Below are 22296 nucleotides of genomic sequence, written 5' to 3'. Positions count from 1 at the left end.
CAGAACGCAAACGGGCAGATTTGTCGGTCACGCCGGCATCCGCTATTCTCCTTACGGGAACGACTCGAATTACCGGTTCAGTATAACTGCTTCCGCAAAGGGCGTTAATCGGTTCCGCTCAGACACTCATTATCGAATGGGTCGCCCGGGGCCTCCCTTTGTCTGTCGTCCTGACCGCCGATACCGGAACCGAGCGCGAAGAAACCTATGCGTATCTCCCGATCTTCCAGAAATGGATGGACGATCACGGCATCGAGCATCACGTTGTTCACTACGTTCCAAAGCGCTTCAAGCATTGGCCGCCCTACTTCACGTTACTTGAGAACTGCCTGACTAACGCGACCCTGCCGTCAATCAGTTTCGGGCGCCACTCCTGCTCGTTCAAATGGAAGATTCAGCCCCAGGATCAATGGGTGGCTCAGTGGCAACCAGCGCAACGGGCATGGGCTCGCGGCCAGCGTGTGGTGAAGCTTATCGGTTATGACAGCTCCCCTGCCGACACCCGGCGATATGCACATCGCGAAGGTCATGTCTCACCCCTTTATGACTATCGTTATCCACTTCGCGAATGGGGGTGGGACCGCGAGCGTTGTGCCTCGCGGATCCGCGCCGAGGGTCTTCCCATCCCGATCAAGTCGGCTTGCTGGGTCTGTGCGGCGCAAAAACCCCACGAACTGATGACACTGCCGCGCTGGTGCCTCCGACTGATCGTGCTCCTGGAGGCGCGTGCCGCACCGCGGCTGCGCAATGTCGAGGGGTTGTGGCGCAGCTCAACGAAGTCGCGACCCGGCTCCATGACCCTGTTCATTCGTGCGAACGCTCTGCTCGATCCCGCGGAGATCGATGCCATCATCGCGGGGGCCCCCGTTGACCTTGTCGACTTCCAGCTTGTTGCCGCCGATATCCCGATCGAACGTCGCCCGCAGATGCGTGAGTGGATCGAGCGGTTCAATGAGGGTGTCGACCGGCTCGCGGCATGACTGCCGCTTTCTCACTCCGGTTGGGCTGCGCACCTTCGCCTTGACCGGTGTGTAGCCACGCCGTCATTCTACCGTGACGATGCGCCTGATCCACGACCTCGCCGTTCGCCGAATGCTGTATCGTCGGCCGATACCGACCATGCCGGATATCCTGGTGATCGATATACCACCGCGGTACGCGGCCCCCAGCCTGCCGCTCGGCCGCTACTATCCCATCATCATCGAAACCCGCTTCGAACTCGACGAGATCGAGACCTTTCTCGCCGCCGAGCGGGACTTCCCCGTCGTCCCCGACTTATTCGACCGACGCCCTTCGGCGCTGAATGGTGGTGACATTGTCTTCTGTCGCTATGCCGCGCCGGCTCCGGGCTGGCCGCTCCTGCTTCTCTGCCATTGGCCCGCCAACTTCACTGTAATGGTGCCGCCAACGAGCGATTCCTTTGCCCGCGGTTGCTACACCACCGAAATGTTCGAGAGCATCGACGCTCTCGATCAAACCGAAGACCGGCTTCTCGCTACGCTCGGCCGTCACCACCCAGTCATCATCAAACCGATCGGCACCGCGCATCCCGCAGGCCACGCCTAGCCAACAGCATTTCTGCCCCTGTCGCTCCGGATACCAGAACGGCGCGATGCGCCGGAGCGACTGACGCCGATCGCCCCATACTTTTATCCAATCCACCGCCGCGTCGCTGCCCCGCCCGCCTTTCTCGTTCGCGCGCCCAAACCCGCACACCTAACTTACCCTGGAAGCCTTGCCTGGTGTCGTCGGGCGCGGGCGATCGAGTGCGCGTCGGCGGTTGGGCGCGCGGCCGGGCGGGGGGAGGGAGGGGCGTCGCTGGTGGCGGCGCGGCGCTGTTCTTGGGCGGCAGCGCGGGCGGTGAGGCCGGGGATCAGAGGAAAGGGGGATCTGGAGGGGTGTCGCCGAGATGGTCTCGAGAGCGACATTCGAAGGAGTTGAGACGATGAACATTGGTGAATTCAAGAAGGAGAACGGCCGCCTGATGGGTTCGGTCTTCACGCGCACCATCGACCTGCCGCGGATCGGGCTTCGCCCGGTGCAGAGCCAGAGCGAGAAGGCGCCGATCTATGAGATCGTGGCGCTGAACATCGCGCGGCGCTGGGTGCAGATCGGGGCGCTCTGGGAAGCCGTTTCGAAGAAGACCGGCGAGGTCTTCCTCGCGGGCCAGATCGATGATCCGAGCCTGCCCGAGCCGCTTCCGGTCGCCCTGTTCCCGAACGAGGCGGGTGGCTTCACCGTCGCCTGGCGTCGCGAGAATCTCGGCGGCGGATTCGGTGGCGGCTTCGGCAGCGGAGGGTTCGGCACCAGCCAGCGCGACTATGCGCCCCGGACCCAGGACGGCTTCGGTGACAGCACCGCCGGCGCCGATGGCAGCCTCGCCGACGACCGGACGAACGCGGACGTGGACGAGGACATCCCGTTCTGACCCGCGCGTGATCGAGGGCCGGGGGTGCGTCCAGCGCCTCCGGCCCTTTTTTTTGTTTCCCCATCTGACAAGGAGTTCGCCATCATGGCTCGAACCGCATCGACAAACAGTGTCAGCCGCCTGGCCGACCTTCCCACCCTCTATGCCGAGATGATCGCCACCCCGGAATTTCAGGCGGCGTTCGGCGATCCCATGCCGCTCAGCATCGTCGAGCTTGGCGATGAACCCGGCGAGCATGACATGCCCGAGCCCTTCGCCGTTCAGGCCGAATGCGGGGCGATCATCGCCACGATCTTCGACCTGTTCGCGGGCACGCGGTTGGAGCCGCTGTCCGCCGAGATCGCCTGGGGTTTCGTCAACAGCTTCCATTTCGTCGCTGGAAAACTGGAACGCCGCGAAGACGGGCTCGCCGCCGAGATCGGTGATCTTGTGCGACATCCCGACATGAGCGAGGTCTATAATAACGAGCTGGAGGAGAAGCAGCTCCTCTGCCAGTCGACCGCCGAGCACCGCGAGGCGATCGAGTGCATGCGCGACTATGCGGCCGAGATGTACCGTGCGCAGTCGGGCTGGCCGTGGTCGCCGGCGCGGGGAAGCCGGGCATCCTCCGCATCGTCGGCGAGCCAGATCGCGGCGCAGGATTTCCTGCGTGCCCGCGAACTTGCCGCCCGCGAGAAGCACAGTCCGAAGGGACCGATCGTCGTCTTTTCCGGACCCGCCCAGTGGCACGATTGGGAAACCCTGTGGGCGCGGCTCGACGAGGTCCATCAGCGCGTACCGCACATGTCCCTCGTCACCACCGGTCAGCGCAAAGGCGCCGACGCGATCGCGGCCGCCTGGGCGGCGCGCAACAGCGTGCCGCTGGTGGCGTTCGGGCTATACGGCTCTGGCCGGAAAACGGCCTTCACGCGAAACCGCAAGCTCGCCGAGCTGAAGCCCGTCGAGGCGGTGCTGTGCGAAGGCTCGGGGTTGCAGGCGAACCTCTATCAGACTCTGAAACAGGCGGGCGTGCCGATCCATGCCTTCCGCAAGGCCGATCAGATCGCCGATACCGCGGTGCGCCGGATGCGGGCCTGAACATCGGGGGCGGGGGCTTTGCTCCCGCCTCCTTTCCTACCGTTTCACAGGAGGCCGGCATGGCCATACCAGATGTGTACCGGCGCAATTTCGCAACCCTGCGCCGCGCGGCCGAGGACGGTAATCTCGCCCTGATGGAGTGCACCGACGCGGTCACCGGCGTCCCGCGCTACGTGATCTGCGCCGTGGGACGGGACGACGGTGCTTATGTGATGACGCCATTCGGCCATCTTCACGATGGAGACCCGTATGAGGCCTATCTACCTCCCGACACCAACAGATCGGAGCAGCCATGATCGGCTATGGAGGTTGCATCGAGCCCGGCGGCGTGGAGCTTGCCGACGAGCGATGGGGAGCGCGGTGTCCACGCTGTGGCGAGCCAGCCGAGCACGGCCACGTCGAGCGCGCGGAAGGCTCGCTCAATATCTACCGCACGGTCGCCTGCGATCATTGCGGGCACCATGAAGGGTTCGATTGGCTGAACCCCTGACGATCTGAGGTTCCTATGAGGCCGGACGCATTCCCGCGTGCCGGCCTATTTTTATGCAAGGGTGGCGAGCGACAAACAGGCTTGGCCCTTCTCCTTGACCGCCGTGGGAGGGTGTTACGCGCGGCTAGCGTCTCACAATCCTCAGACGTGCGGGACGGCCAGTGCGGACAAAGGGTCCGCACCGGCCGATGCGATTCGGGGGGCATCGAGCCCCCCGAATCACAGCCTCTCTCTATCTATCAAGAAGTCCAAGCATGGCACGGGGACAGCGCCGGCCTCAAGGACGACGGGGCCCCACCATTTTCCTTGGCGGATCGAACACAGCGCCTCAGCGTCGACGTCGGTGGCCGCCAAAGAAAATCGTGACCCCCATCGCCGCTACGCGGTCGCTTCGCGATCCTTGACCCCGTCGCTCAGAGCCCGTGCCGGGGAAAATGCCTCTTTAAATTTCAGGAGGCCATCATGACGCATTCACCCCGTTCCATTTCCCGCTTCGCCGACATCGCCGCGCTCTATGCCGAAGAAACGGCCGAGCCTACGGACCGCTTCGCCGCCGCCTTCACCGAGACCGTAGGTGAGTTCCGGATCGACCGCGCCGAGGACAGCACCGATGCCGGGATGCCCGATCCGCTGGAGGCCGAGCGCGCGACCGAACTCCTCATCACGACGTTGTTCGACGTCCTGCGCGACACAAGACTGGAGAGCATCGCCGACCGGCTCGCCTGGGGCATCGTGCACAGCTTCCACAAGGTCGCCAGCCAACTTGACGGGGAAGCCGATCGCGCGGCGCAGCAGGTCAACGGCCTGATCCGTTCCGCCGACGGCAGCGAGGTCGCGACGACCGAACTGGAGCAAGCGCAGACGCTCTGCCAGTCGCTGGACGAAGCGCGCGACGCGGTCGCCTGCATGCGCGATCACGCGGCGCAGATGTACCATGCCGAGACCGGACGACCATGGTCGGCACCGCGCGCGACGTTGGTGTCGGGGAAGCGCACGGCCTCGGTCATCGCCGCCACCGACTTCCTCGCCGCACGCCGCCAGCGCCGCATCGAGGAGCACGCGCCGCAGGGGCCGATAGTCATCTTCTCGGGCGGCCAGCAATGGGAGGACCATCAGCTCCTCTGGGATCGGCTCGACGCGATCCACGCCCGCATCCCCGCGATGGTGCTGGCGACCACCGCCCAGAACAAAGGGTGCGACGCGATCGCGGCGGCATGGGCGGCCCGGTCGGGGGTGAAGCTGGTGGCCTTCACGCTCGACGCGCGACTGGGCAAGCGGGCCGGGTTCGCACGGAACGAGCGGTTGCTGGCACTTCGCCCCGTCGAAGCGCTGGTTTGCGAAGGGTCGGGACTTCAGTCGCACCTCGCCCGGATGGTCCGCGAGAAGCGGGTGCCGGCTCACTTCTTCCGGCTCTCGGATCAGCGCACAGCCAGCGCTGTCGCCTGAGATCGTGACGGGGATCGGTTGGGCATGATGCCCGGCCGGTCCCCTTTTTTGTTGGCGTTGAGAACCGCCCCGCTCGGGAGCCCGATCAAAGATCGGGTCCGTCACGGGGCGGTGCGACAGCGATGCTGTCGGCCTCCTGCGCGTGGCTACGCCATGCTCGTCGCTGGGCCGCCCTTCGGGCGACTTTTAGGTTCGGGCGCTGCCGCTGGCAGCGTCTTCAGTGCCGAGACGGCAGGGCTTCCTCCCACCCGAATCGCGTGGGTGAGGACGTCCCTGAAATCCCGCTCGCTCAATGCTTCGATCGGGAGGTCCGTGACCATCCCAGCATATCGGTCGCGCAGGGCGCGGCGGGCACTCTCCACTTCTTCAGCGACCTTGCGCTGACGCGCTTCGAGGTCGGCAAGTCGCTCACGTTCCGTCATCTTGGGCATGTCCATCGTCCTTGTGATGGGTCTGCCCGCCGTCCCGGATTGTAGGCTGGGTTCGCCCGCATTCAATCCCGAACTTGGGGTATCGATCTCATGCAAACTCACGGAATCGCGATTGAGATGGGCTTGCCGGCGTGCCGCCAGCGAGAAGAAGAAATCCCCTGCCGGGGATTGTCCGCCCGTGCCCGGTCGAGACAACGCAGCGCGCAGAGCGCTGCGAAGGGGAGCACTCACGGCCTTGGCCGTTTGTAATGCACCGTACGCACGGGTGCTGCGCAGATATTCCGTCGTTAAATCAATGCTATAATCCTGTCCGACAAGTCCGCCGCTGGGCACGGCGCGCCGTCCGACATGTCACCCGCGAACGACAGTGCGTCGCGCAAACCGTTGGATTCGCGCGTCTATTCGTGTCTGACATGTCGGACAGCATAAATCGTTGAAAAACAGCGGCATTCGCGCTATGGTGCCTTCGCTTCAAGACCTGCCCGTCGAGCTCCTATGCTGGAGCTACGACATGATCAGAATAAGCGTGCGGGTCGACAGTGCCCTGCACGACCGCCTTAGCCGGCGCGCGGCGGGCGCCGATCTTTCCCTTTCCGTGTTCATTCGGTCCGTTCTCGAACAGGCCGCCGATCCCCGCGGCCGGTACATCTATTCGTCGCAGGACGAGATCCTCGCGACCTGCATTCAGATCCTCACCATCCTCGGCACGTCGGTCGGTCAACGGACGCCGGACGTCCTGCAAAAGGGGATGGCGGAGGCCCGCGGCATATTGCGGGACAGGGGTCTGCTCGACCCGGAGGCCGACCGATGAGCGGGAACGAACGACGGGCTGATCCCGTCCCCGCCACGCTGCTTCAGGCATCGCCGCACTTGCCGACCATCCCCTGGACGATCGGCTTCCTGCCGCTCCTGTATCTCGGGCAACCCAGCTCGGTTCTTCCCACCCTTGCGGACGCGGGAGACCCGCGATGAGCATTTTTCGCAACGATACGCTCGGCTCCTGGACGCGGGGCGGACAGGCCATCGTCCACAATGTCCGGATGACGACCCAGGTCTTTTTCCAGACGGTAATAGCCAGCTTCGTGCTCTGGGTGATGGGCACGATCTGGTATGCGCTCGAAATGTCGACCGACTATGAGCGCTTCGTCCTCACCAAGCTGGTCGAGGCGAGCTTCAAGGTCGATGCCGCAGGAGGAACGAACGATCCGGTCCTGTTTCGCACGCCAGCCGGTCACCAATATTGGACGTCAGCCGATTGGCTGATGGCCTCCTCCCTCGCCAAACAGATGCTGCATAAACTCGAACTCGATTTGGTCCACGGCGCGCTGATTGCGGGCGCCTTCGCCCTGCTTGCGCTGTTCTTCGCCTGGTTCACCTTCACCCGGACGGGCAGGGGGCTCGGGTCGAACGAGTATCTCCGCGGCGCCCGGTTCGGCACGGTCCGGCAGGTCAAGCGCCTGCTCCGCCGCCAGCGCAAGGGAAGCTTTTCTATCGGCGGCGTCCCCATTCCCGACGCCTATGAGCCCGAGCATGTGCTCCTGTGCGGCGCGCCGGGGACGGGCAAGACCAACCTCATCGTCAAGATGCTCGAGGGTATCCGCAAGGAGGGCAAGCGGGCGATCGTCTATGATACCGCCGGCACCTTCGTCGAGAAATTCTACCGCCCGGGCAAAGACGTTCTCCTCAATCCGCTCGACAAGCGCACCAGCCGCTGGTCGCCCTGGGGCGACGTTCCGCGCGACTATCATTATGACCAGATCGCGGAGTCGACGATTCCGGACAAGGCCGGTGATCCCTTCTGGGCGAAGGCCGCGCGCGGCACTCTCGTCGCCGTCATGCGCAAGCTCGCACACCAGAAGGAGATGCTGGTCTCGATTCTTCTCGACCGGCTGCTGCGCTCCAAACTGAAAGACCTCGCCGCCTTCGCCGCGGGCACCGATGCAGCTGCCTTCATCAGTCTCGAGGGCGAGCGTACATCGGCTGGCATCCAGGCGGAGCTTGCCTCCGTCATGCGCAGCTTCTCCTACCTCGACGATACCCGCAAAGGGCTGTCGATCCGCGACTGGGTGGCGAATGAAAAGGGGGACGGCTGGCTGTTCATCACGGTCAAAGCCGACCAGCTTCCGTCGCTTCGGCCCCTGATCACGGTCTGGCTCGACATCGCCATTTCGGCGATCATGAGCCTGACGCCGGATCGCCGACGGCGCCTCTATTGCGTCATCGACGAGCTTCCGACACTTCAGAAATTGCCGTCGCTATCCGACTTCCTGGCGCGCGCCCGCAAATATGGCGGGTGCGGGATTCTGGGGTTCCAATCCTACCCGCAATTGGAGGCGACCTACGGTATCCAGGATGCCGCCGCCATCACCGGCTATTGCTCGACCTGGGTGGCGCTGCGCGCCAACGATACCCCCACCGCCAAGCATGTGTCGGAGAATCTTGGGCAGGTCGAACAGGTTGAGGCCAACGAAGGCATGTCCTACGGCGTCAACGATATGCGCGACGGCGTGAACCTGTCGCGCATGCAGGTGACCCGGCCTCTGGTGATGCATACCGAGGTCACCAATCTACCAAACCTGTCGGGTTTCCTGCGGTTCGGCCGCAACCTGCCGGTGGTGCATTTCCAGGACCGTTTCAACACCGTCGCGACCATTGCCGACGCCTTTGTCGAGCGCGACACGCCGCCGGTGCGCGACCGCGATGGCGAGGCCCTGATCGCCGCGATCCATGCCGAAGCCAAGTCAACCGAGCCGCCATCACCGCCGCGACGCAAGAAGGCTGCACGACCGGTGCCGCCACCGCCTCCGCCGACATCGCCTGACCTGTTCGAGGGCGGCAGCACTGGGGCGGTCCAGGGCGAGAATGTTGAACCCAAACCCGCCGAAAAGCCGCCGGCGGACCCTGTCGCACCTGCTCCGGCCTTCACGCTCGCCCCGCAGCGCGGACGGATCCGGATCGAGCTTGATGTCTATGACCGAGAGAATGGGCCGGCCCGTCCGGCGCGACCGGCATGATCCATCCTCGCCGCCTGAAAGGCACGCCAGCCAACATTTCCCGCTATTATACCGTGGGCGATTATTACACCAAAGGGAGCGACGAACATTCAGAATGGGGTGGTCGGATAGCAGATGAATTGGGGCTATCCGGTCCAGTCGACCCCCAGACTTTCCAAGAGTTGCTGGCCGGAAAAATCGGCGACCAGCAGCTCGGGCGCCATCGCGCAAATGGTGAGATCGAGCATCATCCTGGCTGGGACTTCGCGGTCAATGCGCCGAAATCGGTATCGATCATGGCGCTGGTGATGGACGATGAGCGCATCATCGCCGCCCATGAAAAGGCGGTGGGGACGGCGCTTGATTATCTCGAAGAACATGCATCGCTGCGTCGGCGCGACAATGGTCAGATCGTTCACGAGACAACCGGCCGGCTCGTGTTCGCCCGCTTCACCGAGCACGCCAGCCGCGAGCTTGATCCTCATCTTCATACCCATGTTGTCGTGATGAACATTACGAACCGGGAGGACGGTTCGTCCTGGGCCAGCCTCGAGACACGGGCGATGTTCGCCGAACAGATGGTTGCGGGTCAGGTCTATCGAAACGACCTCGCCCATGAGCTCCGCCAGATCGGATACGACGTCGAATTCGATCCGAGACGGGGGCTGTTCGAGATCGTCGGCGTTCCCAGGGATTTCATCAGGGACACCTCACAACGCGCCGAACAGATCGATGCCCATGCCAAAGAGCACGGGCTCACCGGACAGGCAGCGCGTCGCCAATCCTTCTACCAGACGCGCGGTCCCAAGGTGACGGCGACACTCGACGAGCTCCACAGCCAGTGGGCCGCGCGCGCGAAACCCTATGAGGCGGACCTCGCCAGACTCACTACGCAGGTAGAGGAGCGGGGGACGTCGATCATCGAGGTCGATCGCCGAACCGCAGGGCGCGCGAGCCTGTTCGGTCTCCGGCAGGCGGAGACCCGCGAAGCCGTGAACAATCTCGGCCGCATGTACAGGCTGGCGCTTGCCAGCCATGTCGGAGAGGTGCGGCTTGCCGATGTCCGGCCATTGCTTGCCGAGCATGAGGCGAAGCGTAAACTCCTCGTCACCCGTGCGCCGACCGGTGACCAGATCCTCACTCGCGGCCGAACCAGCAGGCGCAGCGCACGCCAGGAAATGGCGCTGTCTCAGCACCTCGCTCTGGCCCTGGACGATGCCCGACCGATCGCCACCGCCGACCGTCTTCTGGTCGCGCTGGAGACCGCTGGCCTCACCCCCCATCAGGAACAGGCTCTCGTTCAATCTGCTTTGTCGCGCGACCGCGTCACCGGAATCCACGGCGTCGGCGGCGCCGGCAAATCGACGCTGATGAATACCCTGCGGCAGGCTGCCGAGCCGGGAACGGTGCTGGTCGCGCTGGCCCCCACATCATCAGCCGCCGCGACCACTGGGCAGATAGCGGGCGTCGAATCCAGGACGGTCGAAAGCGTTCTCACCAGCGGTGGTCGCGGCATCACCGACCGCCATGTTCTCCTCCTCGACGAGGCCGGGCAACTCGGGACACGCCAGGCCATTCGCATCCTCGAGATCAGCCGGATGACGGGCGCGCGGCTGATCCTGCTCGGCGATGACAAGCAGACCGGCGCGATCGAACAGGGGAAGCCCTTCTGGCTGATGCAGAAATTCGGCCTCGCCACCGCGCAACTTACCGAGTCCATGCGTCAGCAAACGAAGAGTATGAAAGCCGCGGTCACGCATGCGCGGGCGGCGGAATATGCCGCCTCGCTCTCGCAGCTCGACAAGGTCGTGAGCGGGGAGGGGGCCGAGGCCCTGGCGAAAGGGCTGGTCGCGGAATGGACCCGGTTGAAACCCGAAAACCGCGCGACCACCAACATCCTCGTACTCGACAATGCGACCCGGCTGATCGTGAACTCAAAGATTCGCGAAACCCTGAAATCCGAAAGCGCGATCGCCGCCGAAGACGCGCGACTCCAGGTCCTGACGCCGACCGGCATGTCCGATCAGGAGAAACATTATGCCCGCTTCTATTCCGGCGGGCAGGTCGTGACCTTCACCCGGGATCAACTCGGGGCGGGGATCGCGCGCGACGTCCAGTATCGTGTCGTCGGTATCGGACGCGCCGAGAGCGGGCGGCAGGTCGTGCGACTGCTCGACGAGAATGGCCGCATCATCCGCTGGGATCCGCGGCAGAGTCAGGTCAAGCAGATCAACGTATTCAATGCTGAGAATCGCGACCTCGCGGAAGGCGATCGCATCCAATGGCGCCTGGTGAGCAACGCGCTCGATCTCAAAAATGCAGAGCGTGGCACGGTCGAAAAGATGGATGGAACCCTCGCCACGATCCGGTGGGACCGGGGCGAGCGCGTGCAGCAGATCGATTTGTCCGAGCACAAGCACTGGGATCACGGATACGCAGAGACGGTATATTCCGCGCAGTCCAAGACCTACGCCCGCGTCTATGTGCTGGCGCCGGTCAATTCCGGGCTCGTGAACGGCCAGAATTATTATACGGCGATCACCCGCGCGCGCTTCGGCGTTAAGCTCTGGACCGAGGATGAAAAGCGCCTCGCCGAGAAGCTCCAAACCCATTCCGGCGAAAAGACATCCGCGCTGGAAGGGCTGGGTAGGCTGGACCGGGATAATCGCGAAAGTCTTGCGGCGCCGCATGCAGACCCGATTGAGCGAGCTCGGGCGGACCAGGATCGTGAGCGGTCCGAGCGGCGCGACATGGCCCTTGGCCGGCAACTCGACCAACGGACGAATGCGCCAAGGGGCCTGCCGGAGCGGCTGGCTGAAAATGCCCGCGGGATTGCCGACATCCTCGACCGGTTCCTGCAATCTGTCGTCGATCGCGCGCCAACCGAACCCGAGCGCGCGGATGCGCGACCCGATCCCACACCCGCCCACGTACATGACACCCGCGATGCCGATCCCGGCCACGGTCCCGAACATTGATCACGGAGACTCTTTCGATGAACCACTCCAGTTCTGCATTCTCCGCCCGACGCCGCCTCAAACCCGTTCTGCGCGTCGGCTGCCTTGCCGTGGTGTTCGCGGTATCCACCGCGGCTTCACCCTCGGCGGGGATGGCGAGACTTTCGGAAGGCGACATCTCACACTGCATTGCACGTGCCGCTGGTGGGAAGGATTGGCTCGAGAAAACCCTGTGGGGACTGCGCGACCAGGAAGGCGGATGGGTCGGCGCGGAGGTCGCCAATGCCAACGGATCGCATGACCTGGGGCCCCTTCAGATCAACAGTTGGTGGGTGCCAAAGATCGCAGCGGTGCTGCGGCGGCCCGAGCCGGAGGTTCGCACCTGGCTCAAGTCCGATGCCTGCTTCAATGCCGACGTTGCCCGCTGGATCTTCCTGTCGGCCTTGCGGTCGACCGGTGACTATTGGGCCGCGATCGGGGTCTATCACAGCCCCACAGCGTGGCGCCAAAGGCGCTATGCGCTGAGCGTCGCGGATCATCTCACGCGGCGTTTTGGTCCTGCGATCTTCGCCGAAAGGCCTGTTAGGCTTGGCGGTGCTTCGGTCGCGACGACCCTGCAATCGCCCGACTCGCCCACCAACGAGGCCAAGCGGGAGCGAATGCTCGGGTTCGGCGTGGTAGCGCGCTCCGTATCGTCAGAGGTGCAAGATTAAGCGGCGCGGTGGCAGCAGGCTTGTCGCTCTATCCGCTCCTCGATAGATCAGCAGGGGAACAACCAGGAGTGAATCATGAACAACAGCGACCTCGCCGACCATCTTTCCAGCGCCACCGGCTCGAGCAAGGCCGACGCCAAGAAAATCGTCGATACTGTCTTCGCGGCGATTGCGGACGCGGCGGCGAAGGGCGAGGAGATTTCGCTCAACGGCTTCGGCAAGTTCAAAGTAAAGGCCAGCGCGGAGCGCGAAGGTCGCAATCCCTCGACTGGCGCGACCATCACGATTGCGGCCTCGAAGAAGCTGACATTCACGCCCGCTAAAGCGGTGAAGGACAAGCTGAACGGTTGAACCGACTCTTGGTCCCAGGCACATCCCTCAACGATCGCGCCTGGACCAAGAAAGCCGTCCGTCGTTTTTCCTCGCTCGGAGGCCGGTTTCGGAGGTTTCCCACACCAGCGTTCGGCAGTGACGGGTTCAACTCAAGCGTCCGCTGGCGCTGCTTCGCGACGGCCCTCTATCATATAGGTTTCATGACAAACCCTCGAACTCACACCACTTCTCGCACCATCATTGCGCCACCACGAGCCATTTTCCGGGCTTTTCTTGACGCCGAGGCCGTTGCGTCATGGCGCGCGCCCAAGGGCATGACTGCAAAGATCCTCTCTTTCGACCCCCGTGTTGGGGGCGGCTATCGGATGACACTCGTCTATTCCGAGACCGAACGTGGCCGAGGCAAATCAACGGAGGATACCGACGTCGTCGAGGCACGCTTCATCGAACTGATACCGAATGAAAAAATTGTCGAGGCCGTCGAGTTCGAGTCCGCCCATCCGGCCTTTACCGGCACCATGACGATGACAGCGATATTCACGGCGGTCGCAAACGGCACGAAAGTGACGTTCACCGCGGAAAACGTCCCTATGGGGATCAGCGAAGTTGACCATCGCGCCGGCATGGATTCATCATTGAAGAACCTCGCCAATCTCGTTGAATAGGCCCGCAGGCGCCGCTTGAGCCTTTCTATGGGTGTTAGCGAAGAAGATAGCGCCTGACCGCCCGCGACATCATCGACACGCTGAGCATTGTGCGTCGGTTCGAGCGCGGGAACTGTTGATAAACGACGGCACGCGAGGTACGATAACCTTGCTTCAAGACATCCCGCCGAGCTCCATCGATTGGAGCAGCGACGTGTTAACGATGGGCGTGCGCCTCGGTTGCGCCTTGCTTGGGTACCTCAGACAGTGCGAATGTCCCTTACACGATGAACGCATCGTCCGGCGATGAGGCGTGCCCGATCTCCGAACACGAGGTACGGGACCGCCGCTGATGCCTCGGCCGCGCCACGAACGCTTGGTATTGAGTCCAACCCGCCTTTGCACCCCGAGGCTCAGGCTACGGATCAGGAGCCTACTAAGGCTGCGTGTGAATTCTCAGCGGGCAAGTCTCCGCAGAACGATCCACGGGAACCTCGCATTGCGAGACGCGACAAATTCTCACGCCAGCTGATTGAGGATGCCAGTGCGATCTTCGCACGACGGATGGGCCGGCCAGTTTCTCAGGACGAAGCGAGGATTCTGCTAGGCGACCTGACCGACTATTATGAGCTCGCCATCGCCCGACGTCGGACCATTGTCGATCGACAACCGTCAAGACAATGCGATGACGACACGAGTGCCCGATAACCCAGCCAGGCGGTTTGCCTACGCCGAATCGGCGGCTTGACGGTTCAGTGCTGTCGCGGAATAAATAGGGAACAGAACGGGACGGCGGCACAACCACAATTCCCCAGCGATAGGCGCGTTTCGCGGTTGGAAGTGGGGAAGGATCGTGATTGAGAGCAGAGAAGGAAGTGTCGAACAATGGTGAAACCCAGAGCGAAGCTGAGACGGACGGTGGCACGTGCGTCGATCCGCCACGCATTAAAGAAAGCGGTTCTCTACGCTCGCGTCTCGACGTCGGAGCAGGAGCGCGAGGGATTCTCGATTCCTGCCCAGCTCAAACTTCTCCGAGACTACGCAGCGATCCACGACATCGATATCGTAGCCGAACATGTCGATGTAGAAACTGCACGGAAGGCTGGCCGCACCGAATTTGAAGCGATGCTGGCTTATCTACGACGCCATCCGTCTGTCCGAATGATCCTGGTCGAAAAGACCGATCGGCTGTACCGCAACCTCAAGGACTGGGTGACGCTCGACGAATTGGATATCGAGATCCACCTCGCCAAGGAGGGCGTTGTCCTTTCCAACGAGTCCAGGTCTTCCGAGAAGTTCATGCACGGCATCAAGGTGTTGATGGCCAAGAACTATATTGACAATCTATCGGAGGAAGCGCGCAAAGGCATGACTGAAAAGGCCGCGCAGGGTTATTGGCCTACTCTCGCTCCACTCGGTTACCGCAACATCCGCAACGATGCGGGGCGGAAAGTAATCGAGGTCGATCCCGAGATCGCACCGATCATTGCGCGCCTGTTCGAGCTGTGCGGAACCGGTAATTTCTCGATCAACGAACTGGCAGCGAAGGCGCGCGATCTTGGTTTGAGGTATCGTCGAAGCGGCAAGCTCGTCAGCAGTACGAGTACGATTTTCTATATTCTCAGAAATCGGCTCTACACCGGCTCCTATGAGTGGGACGGCAAGCTTTATCGAGGCCTGCACGATCCAATCATTTCGCTGGAGGCCTGGGAACTAGCTCAGGAGGTCATCGATGGCCGTAGCGCGTCCAACGTCCGCGCGAGTCCCAAAGATTTCGTCTACACCGGCTTGATGACCTGCGGCCATTGCGGCTGTGCGATAGTCGCGGAGATCAAGAAGCAGAAATACGTCTATTACCATTGCACCGGCTTTAAGGGAAAATGCCCTGAGCGTTACGTCCGGCAGGAGGCGCTTGACGTTCATTTCGAACAGATGCTTTCGCGGCTTCGCCTCGACGACGAAATTTTCGGTCTCGTACAGCGAGCGCTCCGCGAGAGCCATGGCGACGAGAGCCGCGAGCGTGATGAAGCCAAGGCGCGGCTGGCTGCCGAGGCAGACAAGCTCCAGGAGCGTCTTGACACCATCTACCTCGACAAGGTCGATGGACGTATCACCAAGGAATTTCACGATCGCATCGCTACCACCTGGCGGGAGGAGAGAGCGCGGGCGATCCGAGGACTCGAGCACCTCAATAATGCGGACGAGGCCTATGTTGATGATGGCGTAGCGCTGCTCGATATCGTCAGGAACGCTCACAAGGGCTTTGCGGAGATGGCCCCGGAATACCGGCGTCGAGCTCTAAATTTGGTACTTTCGAACTGCACTTGGGCCAATGATCGGCTGACCGTAGAATTCAGGCAGCCCTTTGGAATGCTTGAAGAATTATCACGGGCCGCGTTCACTCTCGGCACGCCAAACCAACCCCAAAATGAGGGTTTTGACAGTTTGGTGACCCCTACGGGAATCGAACCCGTGTTTCAGCCGTGAGAGGGCCGCGTCCTAACCGCTAGACGAAGGGGCCATGGGCCGCGTCGGGCGGCTGGCAGGGGCTGGCCTTTAGGAAGGCGCGTGGCGCGCGTCAAGGAAAACCGCGCCGCACCCAATCCGCCTGGGAAAAGGAGCACTCCAAAAAAAACCGCCCCATGCAGAGCATGGAGCGGCCTAGGTTCAGGGAGGAGACGCCTCCAAAGGGGGGAGGCGCCCATACGATACACCCGAAAGGGGGGCAGGTGCATCGCATGTTCAGTAGATAGGCCAGGTCACATTCCGTTTCAAGAGGAGATGCAATCGCTTTTCTATCAAATATTTCCGCCGTTTCGGGTTAACTTTGTATTCAGGCTTCGGCGGGCTGCGGTACGGCTGGCTGGGGGATCGGACCCTTGCCCAGATTGACCTGCGCCTCGAAAATGTCGCGCATCAGCTGGAGCGAGAACAGGTGGGCGTGGATCAGCGGCAGCATCCCGCTCTGGTTGATCTTGCGCAGCTGGTCACCGCGCAGGTCGCGCAGCTTTTCCTCGTTGATCATGCGGAACCCGCGATAGACGAAGGGCTGCTCGTTACCCGGAGTCTGGATCGCGACTTCGCCGTCCATCAGCAGGTCCATGTCCTGCAATTCGCGCACGAACTGGCCGGTGCGGGCAGCGGCCTGCTCGAAATCCTCGCAGAATTTCAGCACGCCCTGGGTCAGCTCGCTCGGCTTGCCATCCTCGAACAAAGGCTGGCCATCCTCGAACGCGCCGATCGCGGGGCTGGTCGGGTCGAAGCAGAGCGACAGCTCGTCCGTGTCGGGACGCAGCTTGGCCAGCATCCAGGGATAGCGACGGACATAGGCGGGCACATAGGCCGGGCCGCGCAGTTTGCCGTCCTCATCGACGAAGATGTTGACGCCTTCATTGAGGCCCATCAGCGCCAGCGGGACCGAATCCGCGCCAGCCGAAAAGATGATCGGCACGAAACGTTGGGCGGAAACGAATTCGTCGATCGTCAGTGGAATGGCGTGCTGGCTGGTCAGGAACGGGGCCGAATCGACCGCCTTGCTGCGGAAATCGGCATGATCCAGGCTGCTCAGCGGGATGAGGTCATTGTAGAAGATCGGCAGGGTATTCGCGGGCGCGCTGGCCATGATCCGGTATCCATTCTGTCAAAAAGCGACGCTGTGCAGACGCGCCGCCGGGCATAAAACTGGGAGAGGGCGATAAAGCCCCGCGCAGCGGGTGGCAATTGCTTTCACATATACTCTGAGGCCTGATCCTCAGGCTTCATCGGGCAGCGGGATGAGTTTCCCCGGATTGAACAGCCCCTTGGGGTCGAACGCGGCCTTGATCGCCCGCAGCGCGCCGATCCGCGCTGGCCCGGCCAGCCGCGCCAGCTCCGCGCGCTTCATCTGGCCAATGCCATGTTCGGCCGAGATCGATCCGCCCGCCGCCACCACCGCGTCATGGACGAAGGCGTTGATGGCCTGCCCCTGTGCCGCGATCCAGCCCGGCCCGTCGCTCGTTCCCTTGGGCGCGCGCACATGGAAATGGACATTGCCGTCGCCCAGATGGCCGAAGGACGAGGCCGTAGTGCCGGGAAATCTCGCCATTGCCGCATCAGCCGCCTCGATCATGAAGGCGGGCATCCGCGCCACCGGCACGCTGATGTCATATTGCAGCGCTGGCCCTTGCGCCTTTTCCGATTCCGACAGCGATTCGCGGATTCGCCAGAAGGCCTCGGCCTGTGCCTCGCTGGCCGCCACCACGGCGTCGATCGCGATGCCCCGCTCGAACGCCAGCGCCAGCGCACCCTCCAGCCGCTCGCCCGGACCCGGATCGCGCAGATCGGCATGATCCACCTCGATCAGCACATGCCAGGGCGTCCGCGTCTCGATCGGGCTGCGCGTGCCGGGAATATGCCCCAGCACAAAGCCCAAAGTCTCGTCAGCGATGACCTCAAATCCCTCGACGCTATTGCCCAGTTCCGCCTCGGTGAGCCGCAACAACGCCAGCGCGTCAGCGGGGGAGGCGACCCCGACCCAGCCGACCGCCCGCGCCGCAATCGCCGGGACCAGTCGCAGCGCTGCCGCGGTAATCACCCCCAGCGTGCCTTCTGCGCCGATCAGCAACTGCTTGATGTCGTATCCGCGATTATCCTTCTTCAGCGCGTCCAGTCCGTGGAAGATGCTGCCATCGGGCAGCACCGCCTCTACCCCCTCGACCAGCGCGCGCATCGTCCCGTGGCGCAGCACCTGCGTGCCCCCCGCATTGGTCGACACCAGCCCGCCGATCGTCGCCGATCCCTTCGCCCCCAGGCTGAGCGGAAAGCGTCGTCCGGCGCCTTCGGCGGCATCATGCAGATTGCTCAGAATCACGCCCGCCTCGCAAATCGCCAGATTGTCGTCCGCACTCAGGCTGCGAAGCCGGTTCATCCGCCGCAGCGAGAGGATCAGCGCCGATCCGTCGGCGGGCGGCGTCGCCCCGCCCACCATCGACGTATTGCCCCCCTGCGGCACCAGCGCGACGCCCAGCTCCGCCGCCAGCGCCACCACAGCAGCAACCTCCTCCACGCAGGCAGGCGACAGGATTGCCACCGCCGCGCCATGATAACGCCCGCGCCAGTCGCTGACCCAGGGCGCGATGTCGTCCGGGTCGGTGATAACGCCCTTGGGGCCAAGCAGCGCGGCGAAGCGCGCGATGATATGCTGTCCGATCATGGGACGCACCTATCCCCGGAATTCATCGACTGTTCAACCACGGGTCGATAGCGTCCGATTCCCAAAAGGGGTCCGACTTGGTTCATTCCATCCTGCTGCTGCTTGCCGCCACGACGGCTGACCCGGTTCAATGGGCGCAACTGACGATTGAGCAGCGCGTCATCATCCGCGTGCCGATGGCGAAAAAGGGCAGGGCGCCCGCGCGCATCAGCGACAAGGCGGCGGACGCCTGGGACGAGAAAAAGGGGCCGCGCTGCGTCGCCCTGCGCTCGATTCGCGCTGCCAGCATCGTCGTGCGCAACGGGGTGGACCTGATTCTCGCCGACCAGCATCGCTACCGCGCGCGGCTGGAAAAAGGCTGTGACGCGACCGCTTTCTATTCCGGTTTCTATGTCGAACCGGATGAGGATGGATCGCTCTGTTCGGGCCGTGACGAGTTGCAGGCGCGCGGCGGCACCAGTTGCGCGATCGACAGCTTCAAACGGCTGATCGCTGCGGAACCGGACGACTGAGCGCTCCTATTGGCCAAGGACCGCCCGCCAAATCGCGCGATTTCCTTGACAAGCGGCCGATATTTCCGCAATGCGCGGCCGATTTCCGTCTCGCTATCGTGCAGGGCGGACAAGCCTCCTGTTCCCGGACCATTGAATGACTTTTGCCGATCTCGGCCTTTCCGACGAATTGCTCAGGGCCGTAACCGAGTCCGGTTATGATACGCCCACGCCGATTCAGGCGCAGGCGATTCCGTCCGTCCTGATGATGCGCGACATTATTGGCATCGCCCAGACGGGGACGGGCAAGACGGCCAGCTTCGTTCTGCCGATGATCGACATCCTCGCCCATGGCCGCAGCCGCGCGCGGATGCCGCGCTCGCTGATCCTGGAGCCGACGCGCGAACTTGCCGCCCAGGTGGCGGAAAATTTCGAGAAATATGGCAAATATCACAAGCTCTCGATGGCGCTGCTGATCGGTGGCGTGTCGATGGGTGATCAACTCGCGGCGCTCGAAAAGGGCGTGGACGTGCTGATCGCTACGCCGGGCCGTCTGATGGACCTGTTCGGGCGTGGCAAGATCATGCTGAACGGCTGTTCGCTGCTGGTCATCGACGAAGCCGACCGGATGCTCGACATGGGCTTCATCCCGGATATCGAGGAAATATGCACCAAGCTGCCCGCGCAGCGCCAGACGCTTCTGTTCTCGGCAACGATGCCGCCAGTCATCAAGAAGCTGGCCGACAAATTCCTGTCCAACCCCAAATCGATCGAAGTCGCGCGCCCCGCCAGCGCCTCGATCAACATCACCCAGCGCCTGGTGAAAGTGGAGTCGCGCAAGAAGCGCGATGTCCTGTCCAAAATGCTGCGCGAAGCCGACGTCACCAGCGCGGTCATCTTCTGCAACCGCAAGACGACGGTGCGGGACTTGAACAAGAGCCTGCAACGCGACGGCTTCAAGTCGGGCGAGATCCATGGCGATATCGACCAGGGATCGCGCATCGCCGAACTGGAACGCTTCCGCGCTGGCACCGTCAACATCCTCGTCGCGTCGGACGTCGCGGCGCGCGGGCTGGACATTAAGGGCGTCAGCCATGTGTTCAACTATGACGCGCCCTGGCACCCGGACGATTATGTCCATCGCATCGGCCGCACCGGCCGCGCGGGCGCATCAGGCGTCGCCTACACCTTCGTCACCGAAGCGGACGCCGAAGCGATCGACAATATCCAGAAGCTGATCGGCACGAAGATCGAGGTCGTCGGCGCCGCCGCCGTCATCGCCAGCGCCGAACCGACCGAAGAAGCCGCGCCCCGCACGCCAAGGGGCCGCAAGCCCCGCGTCGCCAAGCCCGCAGCGGACCAGCCGGTCGTAGAAACGCCGGTCGCGGAAAAACCAGCCGACGAGCCAGTCGCCGAAAAGCCCCGCGCCGCCCGCCAGCCCCGCGCCGAAAAACCGCGCGAGGAAGCCCCGCGCGCGCAGGCGCCCCGCGTGGAAACCCCGGCCCGCCCGGCCGTCGCCCCCCGCGCCGCAGAAGCCCCCGCCCGCCAGCGCCGCAACGACCATCAGGACGACGGCCCCGACGAAGGCTGGAACGGCCCCGTGCCGGAATTCCTGAACTTCGGCTTCGACGCCTGAATTTTGGGGCGGACGGGCTTTGCTCTGTCCGCCAATGAGCAAGGCCAGCAACGCCCATCTACGTCACCCCGGACCTGATCCGGGGTCCCGCTTTCTGCGCGAAGAAAAGCGGGATGCCGGGTCAAGCCCGGCATGACGAAAAGGGGAATGGCAATGGGCGACCAGTTGCGGACAGGGTAGCTACTGCTGCAAAACCCTATCATCGGACATATAGAAGAGCCCTGTCTCCTTCTTGAAGCCGAGAGCGCGCCAGACGCGGATGGCGTAGCGGCCTACTTCATCGCGGTCTTCGGTGGCGAACATATCCACGTCGCCTAACAGACTCGATAAGCGTTTACGCACGGCTTCTCGATCAAGAGGATCAGGCATGGCGCGAATATCTAAAATCGCAGCGTCAACAGCGTCTTGTAGAGGCTTGCGATCCTCTGGAGTGTCCGCGCCAGTGTAATGGCCGTCAGGTTTGAACTTCGATTGTTTGAGAAGGGCGGTCAGCGCAGGTCGTTCTGGAGGTGGTGAAGCCTTGGCGCATCCTGTAAGGGCCAGTGAGATCAGTACGGTATATTTGACATAGCACAGCATACCGCCATGTTATCAATGTCTGTGTCTGCTTTCCAGCATTCCGGCGCCGAGAGCCGACCGTCCACTAACCACCCTATTCCGGCACTTCCCCCCTCACAACAACCCCATAGCCCGCATACTGCTATGCCCGTTCGCGCCCACGATGATATGGTCATGCACCGCGATGTTCAGCCGCTTGCCCGCGTCGATGATCTGCCGCGTCACATCTATGTCCTGACGGCTGGGTTCGGGCGATCCGCTGGGGTGATTATGCACCAATATGATCGCCGCTGATCCCAGGTCGATCGCCCGGCGAATAACCTCGCGCACATAGATGGCCGCCTGGTCGATCGACCCGTCGCCCATATTCTCGTCGCGGATCAGCATGTTGCGCGCGTTCAGGTGCAGCACCCTTACCCGCTCCACGCCCAGAAACGCCATGTCCGCGCGCAGATAGTCGAGCAGAGCCTGCCAGCTGGCCAGCACCGGCCGCGCCGCCACCTCGTTGCGCAGCGTCCGCAGCATGGTCGCCTGCACGATCTTGATCGCCGCGATGCTGGTGTCGCCCATGCCCGGCACCCGCGCGATCGCCTGCCAGTCGGCGCTCATCAGCCCGCCAATCCCGCCAAATTCGCGCAGCAGCGCCTTGGCCAGCGGCTTGGTATCGCGCCGGGGAATGGCCAGGGCGAGGAGATATTCGATCAGCTCATGGTCATGCAGTGCATCCCCGCCGCTCTCCGCCAGTTTCTGCCGCAACCGCGCGCGATGCCCTGTGCCGTCATGCGTGACTTTTGCGTCCTGCTCCGCCACACTTGCGTCCCTCGCTACCGGCAAAGGACGCTATAAGGTGCGGAATCGCGGGGCAAGGATATTTACGCGGGGTCAGACGTTATGGTCCCGTTACGGAC

The 22296-nt window shown here is 63.1% G+C and carries 22 protein-coding genes and 1 tRNA gene; 17 read left to right on the top strand and 6 right to left on the bottom strand.

Annotated features, from left to right (window positions below):
* The first annotated feature begins 158 nt into the window (after nucleotides 1-158).
* The 7 genes from D0Z70_RS16200 (at nucleotide 159) to D0Z70_RS16170 (ending at nucleotide 5441) form a co-directional block, all read left to right on the top strand.
* Nucleotides 159-980 (top strand): hypothetical protein, encoded by an 822-nt coding sequence (locus tag D0Z70_RS16200; RefSeq protein ID WP_239018954.1) that lies wholly within the window; start codon nucleotides 159-161, stop codon nucleotides 978-980.
* Between the two features lie 79 nt (nucleotides 981-1059).
* Nucleotides 1060-1566: a hypothetical protein gene (locus D0Z70_RS16195; RefSeq protein WP_119748278.1), complete on the top strand. Its 507-nt coding sequence runs from the start codon at nucleotides 1060-1062 to the stop codon at nucleotides 1564-1566.
* 379 nt (nucleotides 1567-1945) lie between these two features.
* Nucleotides 1946-2428, top strand: coding sequence for a DUF736 domain-containing protein (locus D0Z70_RS16190; RefSeq protein ID WP_119748276.1), 483 nt, complete (start codon nucleotides 1946-1948; stop codon nucleotides 2426-2428).
* 84 nt (nucleotides 2429-2512) lie between these two features.
* The gene (locus D0Z70_RS16185; RefSeq protein WP_119748274.1) at nucleotides 2513-3505 is read left to right on the top strand and encodes a DUF2493 domain-containing protein; all 993 of its coding nucleotides are present in this window, start codon (nucleotides 2513-2515) and stop codon (nucleotides 3503-3505) included.
* Between the two features lie 59 nt (nucleotides 3506-3564).
* Nucleotides 3565-3801, top strand: a complete 237-nt coding sequence (locus D0Z70_RS16180; protein ID WP_119748272.1) for a DUF6117 family protein — start codon at nucleotides 3565-3567, stop codon at nucleotides 3799-3801.
* Entirely contained in the window at nucleotides 3798-3995 is a 198-nt protein-coding gene (locus D0Z70_RS16175; protein WP_119748270.1) for a hypothetical protein, read from the top strand. The genes D0Z70_RS16180 and D0Z70_RS16175 overlap by 4 nt, the downstream gene beginning before the upstream one ends.
* Nucleotides 3996-4457: 462 nt before the next feature.
* Nucleotides 4458-5441, top strand: coding sequence for a DUF2493 domain-containing protein (locus D0Z70_RS16170; protein WP_119748268.1), 984 nt, complete (start codon nucleotides 4458-4460; stop codon nucleotides 5439-5441).
* A 146-nt stretch (nucleotides 5442-5587) separates the two neighbouring features.
* Here D0Z70_RS16170 and D0Z70_RS25435 read toward each other — a convergent pair whose 3' ends face one another.
* Nucleotides 5588-6205, bottom strand: coding sequence for a hypothetical protein (locus D0Z70_RS25435; protein WP_239018953.1), 618 nt, complete (start codon nucleotides 6203-6205; stop codon nucleotides 5588-5590).
* 178 nt (nucleotides 6206-6383) lie between these two features.
* Between D0Z70_RS25435 and D0Z70_RS16160 the strand changes: the two genes are divergently transcribed.
* The 8 genes from D0Z70_RS16160 to D0Z70_RS16130 all read left to right on the top strand — a co-directional run bounded on the left by D0Z70_RS16160 (nucleotide 6384) and on the right by D0Z70_RS16130 (nucleotide 15999).
* Nucleotides 6384-6683, top strand: a complete 300-nt coding sequence (locus D0Z70_RS16160) for a ribbon-helix-helix protein, CopG family (protein ID WP_119748299.1) — start codon at nucleotides 6384-6386, stop codon at nucleotides 6681-6683.
* Nucleotides 6680-6844, top strand: a complete 165-nt coding sequence (locus D0Z70_RS24955; RefSeq protein ID WP_182913991.1) for a hypothetical protein — start codon at nucleotides 6680-6682, stop codon at nucleotides 6842-6844. Before D0Z70_RS16160 ends, D0Z70_RS24955 begins: the two co-directional genes overlap by 4 nt.
* Complete coding sequence (locus D0Z70_RS16155; protein WP_119748266.1) at nucleotides 6841-8886, top strand: type IV secretion system DNA-binding domain-containing protein; 2046 nt, start codon at nucleotides 6841-6843, stop codon at nucleotides 8884-8886. The genes D0Z70_RS24955 and D0Z70_RS16155 overlap by 4 nt, the downstream gene beginning before the upstream one ends.
* Nucleotides 8883-11843, top strand: a complete 2961-nt coding sequence (mobF, locus tag D0Z70_RS16150) for a MobF family relaxase (protein ID WP_119748264.1) — start codon at nucleotides 8883-8885, stop codon at nucleotides 11841-11843. Before D0Z70_RS16155 ends, mobF begins: the two co-directional genes overlap by 4 nt.
* A gap of 17 nt (nucleotides 11844-11860) precedes the next feature.
* Complete coding sequence (locus D0Z70_RS25430; protein WP_239018952.1) at nucleotides 11861-12535, top strand: lytic transglycosylase domain-containing protein; 675 nt, start codon at nucleotides 11861-11863, stop codon at nucleotides 12533-12535.
* Nucleotides 12536-12610: 75 nt separating this feature from the next.
* Complete coding sequence (locus D0Z70_RS16140) at nucleotides 12611-12886, top strand: HU family DNA-binding protein (RefSeq protein ID WP_119748262.1); 276 nt, start codon at nucleotides 12611-12613, stop codon at nucleotides 12884-12886.
* Nucleotides 12887-13068: 182 nt separating this feature from the next.
* Entirely contained in the window at nucleotides 13069-13533 is a 465-nt protein-coding gene (locus tag D0Z70_RS16135; protein WP_119748260.1) for an SRPBCC domain-containing protein, read from the top strand.
* An 864-nt stretch (nucleotides 13534-14397) separates the two neighbouring features.
* Nucleotides 14398-15999, top strand: a complete 1602-nt coding sequence (locus D0Z70_RS16130) for a recombinase family protein (protein ID WP_119748297.1) — start codon at nucleotides 14398-14400, stop codon at nucleotides 15997-15999.
* On the opposite strand, the gene D0Z70_RS16125 is transcribed toward D0Z70_RS16130, so the two are convergent.
* The 3 genes from D0Z70_RS16125 to D0Z70_RS16115 form a co-directional block, all read right to left on the bottom strand.
* A tRNA-Glu gene (locus tag D0Z70_RS16125) sits at nucleotides 15959-16033 on the bottom strand. The genes D0Z70_RS16130 and D0Z70_RS16125 overlap by 41 nt on opposite strands.
* A 312-nt stretch (nucleotides 16034-16345) precedes the next feature.
* Complete coding sequence (locus D0Z70_RS16120; protein WP_119748258.1) at nucleotides 16346-17134, bottom strand: SapC family protein; 789 nt, start codon at nucleotides 17132-17134, stop codon at nucleotides 16346-16348.
* Between the two features lie 129 nt (nucleotides 17135-17263).
* Nucleotides 17264-18703 carry an FAD-binding oxidoreductase gene (locus D0Z70_RS16115; protein ID WP_119748256.1) on the bottom strand — a complete coding sequence of 480 codons (1440 nt, stop codon included), beginning with the start codon at nucleotides 18701-18703 and terminating at the stop codon, nucleotides 17264-17266.
* Nucleotides 18704-18780: 77 nt separating this feature from the next.
* Here D0Z70_RS16115 and D0Z70_RS16110 point away from each other — a divergent pair, with 77 nt between their 5' ends.
* Together D0Z70_RS16110 and D0Z70_RS16105 are read left to right on the top strand one after the other, a co-directional pair.
* Entirely contained in the window at nucleotides 18781-19215 is a 435-nt protein-coding gene (locus D0Z70_RS16110; protein ID WP_119748254.1) for a hypothetical protein, read from the top strand.
* Nucleotides 19216-19351: 136 nt separating this feature from the next.
* Nucleotides 19352-20830: a DEAD/DEAH box helicase gene (locus D0Z70_RS16105; protein ID WP_119748252.1), complete on the top strand. Its 1479-nt coding sequence runs from the start codon at nucleotides 19352-19354 to the stop codon at nucleotides 20828-20830.
* A gap of 180 nt (nucleotides 20831-21010) precedes the next feature.
* Here D0Z70_RS16105 and D0Z70_RS16100 read toward each other — a convergent pair whose 3' ends face one another.
* Both D0Z70_RS16100 and radC read right to left on the bottom strand, forming a co-directional pair.
* Nucleotides 21011-21409, bottom strand: coding sequence for a hypothetical protein (locus D0Z70_RS16100; protein ID WP_119746153.1), 399 nt, complete (start codon nucleotides 21407-21409; stop codon nucleotides 21011-21013).
* 93 nt (nucleotides 21410-21502) lie between these two features.
* Complete coding sequence (gene radC / locus D0Z70_RS16095; protein ID WP_119748250.1) at nucleotides 21503-22198, bottom strand: RadC family protein; 696 nt, start codon at nucleotides 22196-22198, stop codon at nucleotides 21503-21505.
* Between the last annotated feature and the right edge of the window lie 98 nt (nucleotides 22199-22296).

Origin of the sequence: Sphingobium terrigena, assembly GCF_003591655.1 — a bacterium.
Taxonomy (GTDB): Bacteria; Pseudomonadota; Alphaproteobacteria; order Sphingomonadales; family Sphingomonadaceae; genus Sphingobium; species Sphingobium terrigena.
The sequence above is the reverse complement of the archived record's forward strand: the minus strand, read 5'-3'. Positions and strand labels throughout refer to the sequence as shown.